The sequence below is a fragment of the Myroides sp. C1519 genome, assembly GCF_038039755.1.
Taxonomy (GTDB): domain Bacteria; phylum Bacteroidota; class Bacteroidia; order Flavobacteriales; family Flavobacteriaceae; genus Flavobacterium; species Flavobacterium phaeum_A.
Genome location: NZ_JBBPHM010000009.1, coordinates 84,095 through 100,641 on the forward strand (window position 1 = coordinate 84,095; position 16,547 = coordinate 100,641).

General features: G+C 31.5%; 13 protein-coding genes. 11 read left to right on the forward strand and 2 right to left on the reverse strand.

The annotated features are described in order from the left end of the window. Window positions 1-71: 71 nt before the first annotated feature. On the reverse strand, window positions 72-1,277 hold the full coding sequence (gene gltS / locus AABL81_RS07020) for a sodium/glutamate symporter (protein WP_158210993.1): 1,206 nt from the start codon (window positions 1,275-1,277) through the stop codon (window positions 72-74). A 247-nt stretch (window positions 1,278-1,524) separates the two neighbouring features. Here gltS and guaA point away from each other — a divergent pair, with 247 nt between their 5' ends. From guaA to AABL81_RS07040, 4 genes are all read left to right on the forward strand, one after another. Beyond that, window positions 1,525-3,051 (forward strand): glutamine-hydrolyzing GMP synthase, encoded by a 1,527-nt coding sequence (gene guaA, locus AABL81_RS07025; protein ID WP_158210992.1) that lies wholly within the window; start codon window positions 1,525-1,527, stop codon window positions 3,049-3,051. A 72-nt stretch (window positions 3,052-3,123) separates the two neighbouring features. Further along, window positions 3,124-5,190: a PBP1 and LysM peptidoglycan-binding domain-containing protein gene (locus AABL81_RS07030; protein WP_158210991.1), complete on the forward strand. Its 2,067-nt coding sequence runs from the start codon at window positions 3,124-3,126 to the stop codon at window positions 5,188-5,190. Between the two features lies 1 nt (window position 5,191). Further along, window positions 5,192-5,416: a DUF3820 family protein gene (locus AABL81_RS07035; RefSeq protein ID WP_090408560.1), complete on the forward strand. Its 225-nt coding sequence runs from the start codon at window positions 5,192-5,194 to the stop codon at window positions 5,414-5,416. Window positions 5,417-5,741: 325 nt separating this feature from the next. Further along, entirely contained in the window at window positions 5,742-7,049 is a 1,308-nt protein-coding gene (locus tag AABL81_RS07040) for an NAD(P)/FAD-dependent oxidoreductase (protein ID WP_158210990.1), read from the forward strand. On the opposite strand, the gene AABL81_RS07045 is transcribed toward AABL81_RS07040, so the two are convergent. Further along, window positions 7,050-8,120: a DUF3810 domain-containing protein gene (locus AABL81_RS07045; RefSeq protein ID WP_341340670.1), complete on the reverse strand. Its 1,071-nt coding sequence runs from the start codon at window positions 8,118-8,120 to the stop codon at window positions 7,050-7,052. A 651-nt stretch (window positions 8,121-8,771) separates the two neighbouring features. Here AABL81_RS07045 and AABL81_RS07050 point away from each other — a divergent pair. The 7 genes from AABL81_RS07050 to AABL81_RS07080 all read left to right on the forward strand — a co-directional run bounded on the left by AABL81_RS07050 (window position 8,772) and on the right by AABL81_RS07080 (window position 16,542). After that, on the forward strand, window positions 8,772-10,151 hold the full coding sequence (locus AABL81_RS07050; RefSeq protein ID WP_341340671.1) for a hypothetical protein: 1,380 nt from the start codon (window positions 8,772-8,774) through the stop codon (window positions 10,149-10,151). A 24-nt stretch (window positions 10,152-10,175) separates the two neighbouring features. Further along, a complete protein-coding gene (locus tag AABL81_RS07055) occupies window positions 10,176-12,785 on the forward strand; it encodes a hypothetical protein (protein WP_341340672.1) in 2,610 nt (869 codons plus the stop codon). A 234-nt stretch (window positions 12,786-13,019) separates the two neighbouring features. Continuing rightward, window positions 13,020-13,283: a (2Fe-2S) ferredoxin domain-containing protein gene (locus AABL81_RS07060; protein WP_090408553.1), complete on the forward strand. Its 264-nt coding sequence runs from the start codon at window positions 13,020-13,022 to the stop codon at window positions 13,281-13,283. A gap of 54 nt (window positions 13,284-13,337) precedes the next feature. Then, window positions 13,338-13,889 carry a hypothetical protein gene (locus AABL81_RS07065; protein ID WP_341340673.1) on the forward strand — a complete coding sequence of 184 codons (552 nt, stop codon included), beginning with the start codon at window positions 13,338-13,340 and terminating at the stop codon, window positions 13,887-13,889. A 59-nt stretch (window positions 13,890-13,948) separates the two neighbouring features. Further along, on the forward strand, window positions 13,949-14,248 hold the full coding sequence (locus tag AABL81_RS07070) for a thioredoxin family protein (RefSeq protein WP_158210985.1): 300 nt from the start codon (window positions 13,949-13,951) through the stop codon (window positions 14,246-14,248). 322 nt (window positions 14,249-14,570) lie between these two features. Continuing rightward, on the forward strand, window positions 14,571-15,203 hold the full coding sequence (locus AABL81_RS07075) for a helix-turn-helix domain-containing protein (protein WP_158210984.1): 633 nt from the start codon (window positions 14,571-14,573) through the stop codon (window positions 15,201-15,203). 112 nt (window positions 15,204-15,315) lie between these two features. After that, entirely contained in the window at window positions 15,316-16,542 is a 1,227-nt protein-coding gene (locus AABL81_RS07080) for a DUF6051 family protein (protein ID WP_341340674.1), read from the forward strand. The last annotated feature ends 5 nt before the right edge of the window (window positions 16,543-16,547 follow it).

The window sequence follows — 16,547 nt, forward strand, 5'->3', positions numbered from 1 at the left end:
GTGGAGCAATAAGGCAATAAAAAAAGGACTATCAGCCGATAGTCCTTTTGTATATGTTTTTTAAGTTTCGTTTAGATGAAACTAATAAATAAGTTTAATATTAACGCGTTTAAGATGTCGATAAAAAACGCTCCCACCATTGGAATGATTAAAAACGCTTTATATGATGGTCCGAAACGATTTGTAACAGCTTGAATATTGGCAACTGCAGTAGAAGTAGCACCAAGTCCAAATCCACAATGTCCGGCACTTAAAATGATTGCATCATAGTCTTTACCCATTACTCTATAGGTTACATTTGCAGCAAATAACCACATTAAGATAACCTGTACAATTAAGATAACTAATACAGGAAGAGCTAAATCAACAATTAACCAAAGTTTTAAAGACATTAATGCGCAAGCTAAGAAGATTGAAAGTCCAACGTTTCCTAAAATGTCAACAGGTTCATTGTTTATTTTAACTTTCAAAGCGTTGCTTAAAACGTTTCTAATGATTACACCTACAAATAAACACCACACAAACGTTGGTAGTTTAAAAGAGTACTGTGCGTTCCAATCAGCTAATACTTGTCCGAGTACCAAACAAACAGAAAGCATTGTTACCGTAATCATAATAGATTTATAAGTTACTTTTTCTGCAGGGAAAGCTTCGTCAGACATTTCGTGTGTTTCTTCTCTAAATTCAATTTCCTCAGGGCTTAGTTCTGTATAGTTTTTCTTCTTTAATAAGCGATGTGCTAAAGGTCCACCAATTGTTCCACCAAAAATTAAACCGAAAGTAGCACAAGCTAATCCAATTTCCTTAGCTCCAAGTAGTGGGTTTCCACTTGCCATAAAGTCATTAGCCCAAGCACCAGCTGTTCCGTGTCCTCCTGTTAAAGTAATAGAACCAGCAATTAATCCAAATCGAAGGTCGATGTTCATTAATTTTGCCATCAGTACTCCGAGAGAATTTTGACATAAAATGAAAAGAGCTGCAATAACTAAGAATATTACAAGAGCTTTACCTCCTTTGATCAATTTAGAAAAGTCAGCGTTAAGACCAATCGAAGAGAAGAAGATGTACATCATACTATTTTGAAGACCTTCGTGAAAAGTGAACTCTTTGTCAAGTAATGCAAATACACCCCAGCTGAGTAAAGCTACAAGGAACCCCCCAACTACGGGTTCTGGAATGTTATATTTTTTGAAGAAATTAATTTTTTGAACCAAAAAACGACCTAATAAAAGCACTAAACAGGCCAACATAAGCGTTTCGTATATTCCGAATTCCATATAACGATAAGTTTTTTTGTAAATAATTAAGTGAAGAAAATAAATTCTTTGACAGGCAAATATAACTAATCGAGATTGTAAAATAATAGAAAACGATGTATAATTACCATAAAATTAAAAAATTAGTATTTATTTTCAGGTTCTCTTGTTAAAAAGAACTTCAAGCTTTAGAATACATATATTATACCAAATTGAAAGAAATATAAAAATCTTTTTTTAGATACGGTTGAAATAACTATTTTTGCGCATGCAACACAATGTACTTATTTTAGATTTTGGATCGCAATACACTCAGTTGATTGCGCGAAGAGTTCGTGAGTTAAATATATTCTGCGAAATCTTACCTTTTAATGATTTACCACAGGACTTATCAGCTTACAAAGCAGTAATTTTATCAGGAAGTCCTTATTCAGTTCGCTCGGAAGAAGCGTTACACCCTGACTTGTCTAATATTAAAGGAAAAATGCCTTTATTAGCTGTGTGTTATGGTGCGCAATATCTTGCTCATTTCTTTGGAGGAGAGGTTGCACCATCTAATACAAGAGAATATGGTAGAGCGAATTTAGATTTTATAGCTGAAGACGTTTTCTTTAAAGACATTCCTCAAAACAGTCAAGTGTGGATGAGCCACAGTGATACTATTAAAACTTTACCTACTAATGCTGTTCTTTTAGCAAGTACAAAAGACGTTACTAACGCTGCGTACAAAGTTGAAGGAGAGCAAACGTATGCAATTCAATTCCACCCAGAGGTTTATCACTCAACGGATGGAGCTACATTGTTGAAAAACTTTTTAGTAGATATCGCAGGAGTAAAACAAGATTTTACACCTAATGCTTTCGTAGAGGAAACAATTGAAGATTTAAGAAATAAAATCGGAGATGAGAAAGTAGTTTTAGCACTTTCTGGAGGAGTAGATTCTACTGTAGCTGCTGTGTTATTACACAAAGCTATCGGAGAGAACTTACACTGTATCTTTGTAAACAATGGTTTATTACGTAAAAACGAGTTCCAAAGTGTATTAAACCAATACAACGGAATGGGATTGAACGTAAAAGGAGTTGATGCTACAGACCTTTTTATGACTGCATTAGCAGGATTAGAAGATCCAGAGCAAAAACGTAAAGCTATTGGTAAAGCGTTTATCGATGTTTTTGACGCAGAGTCAAAATTAATTGAAGATGCTACTTTCTTAGGACAAGGAACTATTTACCCAGACGTTATTGAGTCTATTTCTGTAAAAGGACCTTCTGCTACTATTAAATCTCACCACAATGTAGGTGGATTACCTGACTTTATGAAGTTGAAAATAGTAGAGCCTTTACGTATGCTTTTCAAAGATGAGGTACGTAGAGTAGGAGCTTCTTTAGGAATTGATCCTGAATTGTTAGGAAGACACCCTTTCCCAGGGCCTGGATTAGCAATTAGAATTTTAGGAGATATTACACAAGAGAAAGTTCGCTTATTACAAGAAGTTGATGCTATTTTCGTAGAAGGATTAAAAGAGCACGGATTGTACAACCAAGTATGGCAAGCTGGAGCTATTTTATTACCTGTAAATAGTGTTGGTGTAATGGGAGACGAGAGAACGTATGAAAAAGTTGTAGCACTTAGAGCAGTTGCTTCTACAGATGGTATGACTGCTGACTGGGTTCACTTACCTTATGAGTTCTTAATGGAAATCTCTAATAAAATTATTAACCGAGTAAAAGGTGTAAATAGAGTGGTTTACGACATTAGTTCAAAACCACCTGCAACAATTGAGTGGGAATAATTAAAATATTTGAATAAGTCGCTGTAACTTTGTTGCAGCGACTTATCGTTTTTTATAAATTCATATTGCTACATGAAAAAGAAATTATTTATAGCCTTAACGGCGTTTGTTTTTACTACTACTGCATCTTTTGGTCAACAGGGATCTTTTGTTCAATACAGAGTGAATAAGGGGGATACTGTTAGTAAAATTGCAAGAGAGAATCAGGTTCCTGTATCTGAAATCTTGAAATATAATCCAGATGCTAAGAGTGGTATAAATGAAAATAGCTTTTTATTAATCCCCACCAAAGAATTTTTAGAAAAGGAGAGTAATAAAAGTTCAAATCCACTGAAAAAAGAAACGGTTAAACAAGCTGTGTCTCCTGCTTCTGCAGATACACATACTGTTCAACCTAAAGAAACGCTTTATAGTATTAGTAAAAAATATGGCGTATCAGTTACTGATTTATACACTTGGAACCCATCTTTAAAAGATGGTGGTTTGAAATCAGGAAGCACTATTTATATTGCAGCGGCTGATACTTCTAAAAAACAAATTTTTGAAAGTAAAGAGGTAGTTGTGTCAAATCAACAACCTAAGCGTATTCCTGCTAAGTTACCTTCGTCTACAGCAGATACTATTAAAGATATTAATAATATCTACTTTAAAACAATTGACGTAGAACCACAAGCTACTTTGTATAGTTTGGCTGTGATTAATAATACTACTGTGCAACGATTATTGGAGTTGAATCCAGAATTGAAAGACGGTTTAAAGAGTGGTCAAAAGATAAAGGTGCCTGCTTATGGATATAAAGCTGGTGAAAAGGTAGTAGAACTTACTGCTGGTAAAGCCAAGCCTACGCCAAGTAATACGACAACTATTATTGTAGAGCCTAAACAGACGTTATATAGTATTAGTAAACAATACGGTGTTTCTATCACTGATTTAGTTAAACAAAACCCAGAGTTAAATCAAGGATTACGCAGTGGAATGGAATTGATTATTCCTACTGATGGTACTCCTGCTGTGAAAAAAGAAGAGTCAAAAGTAGATTTTGATATTCCACAAGCAAGTGTTAGTACGGGAGGATATGTTGATTTTTCAACTTCTGTGGTTCGTTCAAATAGAAAAGAAATAGCTTTATTGTTGCCTTTTAATGCCAATAAAGCAGGTATTGATTTAGATACAAGATTACAGTCTGATGGTTTTTTAAACCTAACATTGGATTTCTATACAGGAGCTTTAATGGCAATTGACTATGCTAAGAATTTAGGTCTGCCATTAACAGTTAATGTGTATGATTCAAATGAGACAAAGAATAGTTCTTCTGTAAAGAGTATTTTTAAAACAGAGAACTTTGACGATACAGATGTTATTATTGGGCCTTTCTTTAAAGCGAATGTTGATGAGGCTGTAAAAGTGTTGCCGAATGATAAAGTGGTTGTAATTTCTCCATTGTCAAATGAGAAAGCTACAGCGTCTAATCGCTTGGTGCAGACTATGCCTTATAGCGATGTATTAAAGAGTCAATTATTAGATCATTTTATCAGAAGTGGTGCTAAAGTAACTGTGGTTGTAGATGATAAAAAGACATCGACAAAACAGTTTATGCAAAGACATTATCCTAATGTAAAAGTAATTAGTACAACCTTGATTAAGGATGTTGATAAAACATTAGTTTCAAGTCAAAATAATGTGTTTATATTGGATTCTAATAGTATTGCATCAGCTTTACTATTAACTGATAAATTGAAAAATAAAGTACGAGATTTCAATGTTCAAGTAGCTTCGTTTGATAAGAATGATATATTTGATTACAGTGAAATTAAAATACAAACATTAGTAGATTTAAAATACACATTCCCATCTGTAACAAGAGATAGTGAAGAGTCTAAAATGGAGTCAGAATTTGCTAAAGAATACAAGGATAAATATAACGTGTATCCAAATAGATTTGCTACACGAGGATATGATGTTACTTTAGATGTTATTTTGAGAATGTTCCAAAAAGATGGTTTCTTGAAAACAGCAGGACAAAAAACACAAGAAGTAGAGAATCGTTTTATCTATAGTAGAAATCCTGAAGGAACAATTAGAAACACAGGTGTTTACTTAATGCAATATAGCGATGATCTAACAGTGAAAGTATTGTAATATGCTTGGTGATCAAAAGTATTTAATAGAGTTAGCTCACGCAAAAATGCCCTTTGGTAAATACGAAGGAAAGTATCTGATAGATCTTCCGGAGTATTATGTGGTTTGGTATCACAACAAAGGATTTCCAAAAGGAAAGTTAGGAGAGCAATTAGCATTGGTTTATGAGTTGAAATTAAACGGCTTAGAGCCAATGATAAGAAATATTCGCAATAACTTTAAGTAAAAGGTTATTAGTATAAAAAGAGAAAGATAAGTTGTTTATAATGACTTATCTTTTTTTTTATAGATATTTTCCGTTAAATCTTAGTGATCTAAAGGTTGTAACAGAAAAATAACAAAAATTGTAAAAAAAACAGAATAGCTTGTTTTTTAGCATTAGAAGTAAAAATTCTATAATTTGATTAATTCAAATTGTCAAAATGATAAAAAAGGACAATATTATTTGCTTTGTGTCAATTATCACAAGGCTTTAAGCAGGGGTAGAACGAATGTGAAAAATGCGAATAACAATAATATGTTGTAAATTTGTCGTGTAAATTCGATTGATTATGATGAATATTCCTACTTCTAATCGTCCACGTGTTGTTATCATCGGTGGAGGATTTGGAGGGTTAGCTTTAGCAAAAAAGCTTAAGAATAAAAACTTCCAAGTTGTGTTGTTAGATAAGCACAACTACCATACTTTCCAACCATTGTTATACCAAGTAGCAACAGGAGGGTTAGAGTCTGGGTCTATTGCGTACCCAATTCGTAAAGTAGTACAAGGTTTTGAAGAGATATACTTTCGTTTAGCGAATGTACAACGTATTGACACAGTCAATAAAAAGGTAGTAGCTGATATTGGTACTATTTTTTATGACTATGTTGTAATTGCTACAGGATCTAAAACAAACTTCTTTGGAAACGAAGCAATTAAGACGAATAGTATGGCGATGAAGACAATTCCTCAGTCGTTAAACATTCGTAGTTTAGTATTAGAGAACTTTGAGTCTGCGTTATTGACTACAGAAGATACAGAGCAACGCGCATTGATGAATTTCGTTATTGTTGGAGCAGGACCTACAGGAGTAGAGTTAGCTGGAGCATTAGCAGAAATGAAGAAGCAAGTGTTGCCTAAAGATTATCCAGACTTAGATTTAAGTAAAATGGAAATCAACGTTATCCAAGGGGCAGGTAAGGTGTTAGACGCAATGTCTGATAATTCATCTAAAAAAGCACAAGAGTTTTTAGAGAAATTAGGAGTAAATGTTTGGTTAAACGAGATTGTAACAGATTACGACGGTAAAGTTGTATCTACTAAATCTGGTAAAACATTTACAGCTGAGACTGTAATCTGGACAGCTGGAGTTATGGGAGCTGCGGTAGATGGATTTGACTCTACTGTAATTCAAAGAGGTAACAGAATTAAGGTGAATGAGTATAACCAAGTAGAAGGTTTTACTGATATTTTTGCTATTGGTGACGTTGCAACAATGATGACAGAAAAAACGCCAATAGGACACCCAATGATGGCACAACCAGCAATTCAGCAAGGGCAATTATTAGCAAATAACTTAATTAACCTTAGAGATGGTAAACCGTTGAAAGCTTTCGTTTACAATGACAAAGGATCAATGGCTACAATCGGACGTAATAAAGCAGTTGTAGATTTACCTAAGTTTAAGTTTAGCGGATTCTTCGCTTGGTTTGTATGGATGTTTGTTCACTTAATGTCATTAATTGGATTTAGAAACAAATTAGTTGTTTTCTGGAACTGGTTATATAACTATTTAATGTTTGACAGACAAGCGCGTTTAATCGTAAGACCATTTAAACGTAAAACAGAGGAGAGCTTCAAAGATCATAATGAAGATTAACTACTCATATAAAGCATATAGTTTATCGTAATTGATTAATAAGTCAACAAACTTATTATAAGAATGAATACCTTCTTTTTGGTTGTTTATTTTTAAAAAATTACTGTAAAAAAGTTTAAAAAATGAATCAGTGATATTCTTGTAAGAATTCCAAAATATAGTATTCTCGTTTATATTTTCCATTACACCTGTATTGAGCATACTAAGGAGTTCTTCAAGTTCATCTGGTTCATTTTTTGCAATATTAGATAGGCAGTATCTCAAAGCGAAGATATTTGCCCCATATCTATATACTTCATTCGGGTGATGGTATGCTGCCATAAACCCAACAAAATTAGCATCACTTTCTTTTGCATATCCCAATTGATGAGAAACTTCGTGAGAAGCAGTAACGATCATTGTTGTTTTGGGTATTAAGTAATTTACTTGAGCTTCATTAGTAAACGGATTGATGTATCCTGAAAACCCCATATAGGTAAGAGGCTTACTAAAAAGCGACTCTTTAATAGAGGTAGGAACATTGCCAAAGTTAAATGTTGATTCAATCTGTTGTAAACCAATTTTTGCATCTCCCAGTATTTCTTCTGTTGTAAATTGATTATTGACCGCTTTAAGGCTATCATTTGTCAAAGACAACTGAATTGTGTTCGTTTCTGTAATAATGCGTTTAGTAAGCGTTATAAGCTCTGTATTGTCATATCCTTGTGCTATTTTAAGTTGCGAATGCAAAGAAGGTCTGAAATTGTTTAATCCCCAGCCTATAGTAAACAGTATATAAAAAGCAATAGAGAATTTTATTGTTCCAACTGCAATTGTTTTCACCCTTATTTTCCATTCTTGCTTACGTCTAAATACGGTTATTAGACTCTTTATAATTTGAAGAATTGCGATGAGGTAAAGCAAATCTCCAATAGAAAAGGGGATCCAATGCGTTATGGAGTCCCACATTGCACTATAATATTTATAAAATCCCGTTGTGTAATATGATTCGATGATATTAGGATAAAGCGTTATGCTTTGAATACCAATAAGGAATAAGATTAAACAAAGTATCCAATAACGTAATTTCATAAGGAGTATAATTTTACAAAAACAAAAGTAAGTGTATTTGTTATAAGTATCAAAAATGAAGTACAAAGTTAAGATAGGGTAAGAGCAACTTTATTTAATGCCAATAAAAAGTTATTTAAAAAGGAGCGTGAACTCATAAGTATGAATGACTTGTATAGTAAAAAAGATAATTGATGTATTTAGATACTTCTGTTAAAGTAATAGAAATGAAAATAACTGTTGAAGTCATATTTTTAGTTTATTTCAGTTATGAAAGTTGACTCCTAATTTGTTACTAATTTCAAAAAAGTATAATATTTTTTTACCGTAAAATAGACATTTCTAAAATTTTGATTTAATATAATTTATTCTTTTGTTTATTTTTTTGATTTATATTGCTTATTTCGTATTTATTTTATGTATTATGTTGTAATTATTCGCAGGAATTAAAAATAAAGTGCATTTATTTTTTGTATTTCACAACAAGGTAGAATTTAATTCATTTAAAAACTTGTGTGGTTAACTAAATATATTTATAATTTGTTAAAATTTAGAAAATAACCAAAATAATATATATTGTATTGTAAATAATATGTTTTTGTTAGCTATTTTAAGTTAAATATATGTGCTGTTTGTATATTTGATAAGATTATGATAGTAAATAAAAACAGCATGAAAAGAATATTACTTACACTATTTGTGTTTGGTTATACTGCGATAGCCTTAGCACAAGAAAAAGGAGGAATTGGAATAGGTATTCCATTGCCTGATCAATCTGCAATATTGCATATTCATTCTTCAGATAAAGGTGTGTTAATACCAAAAGTGTCTCTGGAAAATAATAAAGACATTAAAACTATTAAAGGAGGAGGTATGATGCCTGAAAGTTTATTAGTTTATAATACGAATACAGCTAATGGCTTGACACCTGGGTTTTATTATTGGAAAAAAGATGAAGTAGATACAGCAAATTCAAAGTGGATTAAGCTTTTGACAGATGTTGATAAGGGAACTTTATTAGAAGGACAAAAATTGCCTGAGTTTATTAATCAATTAGGTGCTGATGGGAAGTTATCAGATAACTTCTTATACACTCCAGATAGTGCTAAACCTAATGTTGATACATTGTCTATTAAAATGCCTGAATTAGTAAAAAAACATCAAACACTTACAAAATTAGATGTTCAGTTGCGTAATATATGGCATTTAAAAGATGGTTCTAAGTTAATAGTGCAAACAGATAGACCAATTGACAACGACTTACCAATTATCGATATAGAAGAAAGAATTCCTGTGATTTCATACAAAGATGAAAAAGGATTGACGCAAGATGTTGTTGTGAAAGATTTATTGTCTGTTGGAGAAACACCAATTACTTCTTTAGTTTATTCACAAGGAGATGCAGCTTTGCTATTTACAAATGAGCAGGGAACAACAAATAGTATAGGTTTAAAATTGCCTATAGAAAATCTTCAAACTTTAACCAAGTTTGAATATGATGAAGGTAAAAGTACTATTGCTTATACAGATGAAAAAAGACGCACGCATACGTTTAATATATCAGGAGTTGTAAAAACTCCTTGGTTGTCAAAAGAGAAAGAAGATATAGTACAAGCAAATACAAGAAGTACAAATGTTTTTACAAATGCGGAATGGGTTGGTATTGGTTATGATGAGAAATCTACAATTGGAGGTGAGGCACTTAGAATAAAAGGAGCCATTACAGCAACTAACAGTTACTATGCCGATTATGTTTTTGAAGATTATTTTGATGGTGAATCTCTAATTAAACCTGAATATTCTTTTAATGCTTTAGATGTAGTAGAAGAGTATATAACAACAAATCGTCATTTACCTGGAATTACACCGATTGATGCTTTAGAGAAGAATGAAAAAGGATATTCTTTTAATGTTTCTGAATTAAGTATTCAATTGTTAGAGAAAACAGAGGAGTTGTTTTTGCATACAATAGAACTTAATTCTAAGTTGAAGCAATATGAAAAAGATATAGAATTGCTAAGACAAGAAATACAACAATTAAAAAATAAGTAGGTATTTACTAAAAATAAATATACAATGAAAAATATACATATATATCGAATAATACAACTTCTGTTATTATGTTTTGTTTTTAATGTTTCTTTTGCACAAAATGGTAAGAATTTAGGTACAAAGATTTCGGATAAAACAGAAGTTCAACCAAGTAATTTAAAGAGTAATTCTATTTTAGAATTAGAAAGTAAAGCTAAAGGTTTTTTACTTCCTCGTATGACAACGGCAGAGAGAAATGGAATTAATGTTGATGTAAATAATAGTGTTGATACTGGATTAGCAATTTTTAATATAGATAATGATTGTGTAGAGTATTATACTGCTATTTCTAAAAAATGGGTGAGCTTATGTGGTACATTACCTCCCGCTAAAATAGAGTTTAATGGTATCTGTGATCAGTTACAAATTACTAAGCCAAATGATTTTAAATTTGTAGCAGGTACTCCTATAACAGGGCAGAATGTACAAGTTACTGTACCGGTTAAAATTAATGAAGTAGGTACCTATCAAATAGATGTTTACTCAAGAAAAGAAGGAAAGAGTAACGGATATTATTTTTCTACTACAGGTACGTTTCTAAGTAAAGGTACAATAGAAGTAGCTATTATTGGACAAGGAACTCCTATTGATGGATATGATGATCTGAATCAAGGAGATACGTTTGTAGTTAATTTAAATGGTACTGAGGTCTTGGTTTGTGATAATAAGCAGTATGTAAAAAAAGCAGCTACAAAGTTTACGATTATTCCTAAAGAGTACCAGGTAAAGGGGCCTTTATATTTAGGAGTAAATACAACTAATTTAAATACAGTTGAAATAGGAGTAAATGTAACTGGAATTGGGAAATATATAATTGAATCATTAGGAGATGGAGTTAATGGAGTATCTCTATATGGTGAAGGAGAGTTTACAAGACTTGGAGATAATATTGCTGTTTTAAGAGCAAGTGGAATACCTGTGTCGAATCTCCCTTCTGATAATAAAGGTTTTGAAATTCCAATAAAAACTAATTCTGGTACACAAGGTAGTGTTCCTGTTGGTACACATATTTATGCAAAGGTTGAACCAACTAAACTAACACCAATTTGTGTAAATATTGAAAAAGAAGGGCAATTTGTAAAAGGAAGTGCAATAGATGTAAAAGGAAATGTTCTTAGAGTACCTGTAAAGGTTTTATCACCGGGTAAAGCATCTTTAAAAATGGTTTCAAAAGATGGATTTATTTTTAAATCTGATGAACATAATTTTACATTTGATGCAGATAAAGACAATATCACTGAAGTTGTTTTAAGACCAGAAAGTAAGGTTATACCTTTTACATTAGACTCTACAGAATTTACTTTTGAAACAAATTCAGCTTTAGATTTAACTGGATGTAAACCATTTAGAATTGATTTTGAACAACCAGCAGTTGATTATGAAATTGAGAATTGTAATATTATTCTTAGAAGTAAAAATTACCCAGTTGCAAAACCTCTTCCTGTTGAGAAATTTGGAATTGATATTAAGGTAAAAGTAAAAATTGCAGGACCTTATACAATTGCTACAAAAGATCTATCAAATAGTGGTGTTTCATTTACAGCAAGTGGTGTATTTAAAGTAGAAGAGCAAGGTAAAGTAGTACAAGTAACTTTAGTGCCATCTGGTGAATTCGGAGGAGATCCTAATGCAAGTACACCTTATAATTATTCAATATATAAAAATATTGAGCAGAGTGAAGTTTGTAATTTTACAATTAATGCGGGGTTAAGAATGTTTAATATACTGCATTACGGAAGTTATTCTTTACCTATTCATTTTAATCAAGTTTATAGTACCGAAAATTTTGGACCTAAAGGAAAAATTGCTACAGTATTGGGGATAAATGCTTTTAGTAGAAGAACACAAGCAGCAGGTTTGTCAATTCAAGATGAAGCAATAGCTTTAAAACAATATATTTTAAACAATGAAATAGATATTGTTGTTTTTGATATATTTTATGGTGATCCTTTTGCTCGTAATAGTTCTGGTTCCGAGATTATAGATGTGTTTGCAGATTTGGTTAAACAGAAAAAAATAACATTGTTATATTTTAGCGGTGCTTATCAACGTCCAGATCAGCATATGTCCAGATTAGGTTCTTGGATAAATAATGTTGGGCAAAAGTTTTATCCAAATGATAATCTTCGTCCAAGTTGGACTTATAAAGCTAATTTGTACAATAGTGATAACGGAGTCTATGAAATGGGTGTAACTAAAAAAGAGAGTACTCATAGGTATTTAAATCCAAAATATTTAAGTGCAAGTAATCCTAATTTAGGTGAGGCAATCAGAAGTATTAGTTTAAAAGATAAAAAAATATATGCAGGATATAGTCGATTTTTCTTTAATAATGTGGTTTCTGATAATTTTATTATTTTAAGTGAAAAAGTAGATTTTAAATATTCACAAACAAGTGGATCAGGCTATGTATATTATGCAATGAAAGATTATCCTGTTATAGTAATGAATGGTCAAACTCCTTCTGAAGGTGCGTTTGATAAAGTAACAGGTTTTCCAAGAACTGATGGTAGGGATAAAGGTGTTTCATACGAAGGGTTCCTATATATGTCAATTATTTCAGAAATGATAGAACAAATTAAAGAAGGATTATAAAATTTTAAGCATTTGATTTATGTAGAAAGGTCATCTCTAATTAGAGGTGACCTTTCTTTTTTTTGTATATACGTTAGTTTGTAGCCATTATTATATAATGTAGAGTTATGCGAAATCAATCAGAAATGGAGGTAATTAAGTATTAAATAGTGTTGTTATAGGAGAAATATAATTTCACTAAACTTTTAATTAGAATAGATAAAAATAGATATATTTGTATCAAATTCTAATACGATGAGTAAAGTTAAGAAAGGAGAGAGAACAATCTTCGTTTGTGACGGAAAAAAATGTTGTAGATATAACGATGAAGCAAAAAGTTGTTTCAAAGAGTTATTGGAGGAAAATGGTATGAGTGATAATTACAGCATTTGTAAGATGAAATGCCAAGGGATGTGTAAAAGTGCTCCTGTGGTTTATTTATCTGCTCACGATAAGTATAAGAAAGAAGTTACGAAGAAGAAAGCGAATAAGATATTTGAGAAATATATTAGTGCATAAAATTGTTAGATCGCTTTTTTCAAGTATGTTAGCTTAAATTTAAAATCAATAGATATGCATAGAGTAGTTTATTTAACACTGTTTTTTTTTGTTAGTATATTGAGTCAAGCACAATCAGTTAATTCAGAAGTGTTTTTAAAGAATTTAGCTAATCACTGTGGAAAGTCGTATAAAGGACAAATAATAAGTAATCCAATTCCGAAAGACTTTCAAGATAAGGAATTAGTGATGAAGGTGATATTATGTGAGAAAGGAATAGTAAAAGTACCCTTTTTTGTTGGAGATGATTTATCCCGTACGTGGGTTTTTAGTTTAAAAGACGAACATTTAGAGTTAAAACACGACCATAGAAAAGAAAATGGAATGCCCGATGAGGTTACTATGTATGGGGGAACAGCTACAAATCAAGGATTAGTTGATACGCAATTTTTTCCTGCCGATCAATTTACAGCTAATTTAATTCCAAGTATTGCAGGTAATGTATGGTGGGTTACACTTTCAGATAAAGAATTTACTTACAACTTAAAGCGTGTTGATAGTGATGGAGTATTTAAGGTTGTTTTTGATTTAACTACTTCCATAGAATCGAATAAAACACCTTGGTAAAATTGTAAAGTAAAAAGACTTATTTTAATTTGCTTACTTTTAAGGTAAATTTCGAGAACATGACAGTAGAAGAACTTAATAGTTTAAATAAACCAATATTATTACAATTCTATGCAGATTGGTGTGGACCGTGTAGAATGTTAAAAGAGACAATGGTAAAACTTGAACCCGAGATAGTAAATTTAAATGTTGAGGTTGAGAAAATAAATATTGATGTTAATAGAGAATTAGTAGAGGAGTTTTTTATTCGTTCAGTACCAACACTTGTTTTACTTAATGCTGCAGGAGATATTATATGGAGACAAGGGGGATTACCTTCTCCTCAAAAGATATTGCAAGAAATACTACAAGTAATTTAGAAATTGTATTATAAAAAGGATTATTCGCCCTGAATAATCCTTTTTATATTTTTTTTAATACCTATACGTATTAGTTTTTACTTCTATATTAATAATGTATTTATAATAAATATAACTTTTGTGATAAAAAAATGATTTTTAATTCCTTATATTTGTTAAAATTAGTATTTAAAATTGTCTTGATTGGGAATAGAGACTGTTGCTATAAATTACTATTAAAAGGGAAAATAAGATTGTTTCAATAATTAAGCTTTACACCTTGCTAAACTACATTCAGTGGTGGTACTGAAGTCTGGTTATTGAGATATTAATAAAAAGGATTATGAAAAGTAGTATTGAGGTTATTAAAAAATTAAAGGAATTATTAGAAATAAAAACAGATTTTCAATTAGCTAAGTTGTTAGATGTTAAACCAAACACTGTATCATCGTGGAAGTCACGGGAATCTCTGCATTTTGAAAAGATTATAGCTTTATGCGAAATACACAAGATTGATTTGAATACTCTTTTTTTAGAGGGATCAGAAAATATTAATGGTTTTAATCTTCATAAAAGAAGGGTTAAAATGATATCTGTTGAGCATCATTTTGAATACTGTTTAGATGCTAAAAATGCATTAGCAATTTGTCCTACTTTTATATTTCCAACAGAAGAAGAAATTGATACAGCATTTCAGATATCAAGCGAAAATATGTATCCTACAATTAAGGTAACTTCTTATGTTTTAAGTGAGAAAATCAGTTTACAAGATCTAAAGCCTTGGAATGTATACGTATTAGTCTTAAAAGATAAAGGAATTGTTTGTTATAGGTTCAAACGTAAGACTGATACAAATGAATTATTTTTTATAAGTGATAATGAAAATTACGAAAATTTAATTGTACCAGAGAACCAAGTAAAAGAAGTTTTTTGCGTTCGCGGGGCATTTATCGGTAATAATAAAAATATGAGTTAATAAAACTTTAATTAAAAAAATAAAAAAGGACTTTCTTTTCTTTGAAGAAAGTCCTTTTTTTTTGAATTATTCCCGAGACAAATGATTACTTTTAGTAAAATATTTTTGACTTATGCATTATTACCAACTTTATGACGCCTTAAAAGAACTATATTCAACAGAACAGAATTACCTTGAAAGTTCTGAGTTAGGGATAGAAATTTTTAATTATGACTTTTTATCTCAAAAAGGTAAAAAAGTATTGTATGGTTCTGATGATTTGAGTTGTGGTAAACACGATATTGACTACAAGGAAGAAGTAACTAAAGGTGAAATAGAAGATCATTTGTTGGGATGTCCTGATTTTAATATAAAACAGAATGAACGATTTAAGATATCAGTCTTAAGAACTAAAGAAAGTAAAGTTTCTAAGGGTGTCATTGTGATGTTTCACGGTTTGAATGAGAAAAAGTGGGACAAGTATTTACCTTGGGCGTATGAGTTGGCTAAGCAAACAGGAAAAGCGATTGTTCTATTTCCGATTAGCTTTCACATGGATAGAACTCCAGCGGAGTGGTCTGATCGTAAGTTAATGTTTGGTATTGCTCAGAAAAGAGCAGAAGACTGGAAGACTAATTCAGATACAAGTTATGTCAATGCGGCTATTTCAACGAGAATGGAAGATAATCCTTTACGTCTTTTTTGGTCTGGTTTACAAACGTACTACGACTTTATACAATGGGTAGAGGAAGTAAAGAAGGGAACTTATCCTACCATTGACAAGAATGCTACTATTGACTTGTTTGGTTACTCTATCGGCTCATTTTTATCGCTAATCATCTTAATGGCCAATCCTAAGGGGCTTTTAGACTCTTCTAAGTTGTTGTGTTATTGTGGGGGAATGACAATAGATCGTATGGCTCCAATATCAAAGTACATTATGGATGCTCGTGCAACTATTATGATGCAGAAGACATTTGCACAATTACTGACAACTTCTTTTGTGTCTGAACCAAGATTAGAACACTATCAAGATATATTGAAACATCCAGAGGAGAGTTGGTTTAGAACAATGTTGCGCTATTACCATTATCAGGAGAATAGAGAAAACCGATTTAAAGAGCTTGAAGGACGTATTAAGTCTATAAACTTGATGAAAGATGATATTGCTCCACCCGTAGAGGCATTGAATACGCTTCAAGGGGCCTACCGCACTATAAATATTGAAGTAGATGTAATAGACTATCCGTTCAATTATAGTCATATGATTCCGTTTCCTTTAACTGTGAAGAACGCAGATGAGGTAACAGAGGCGTTCAATATGACCATGGATAAGATGGTGTCTTTTTACAAAGAATAAAATAT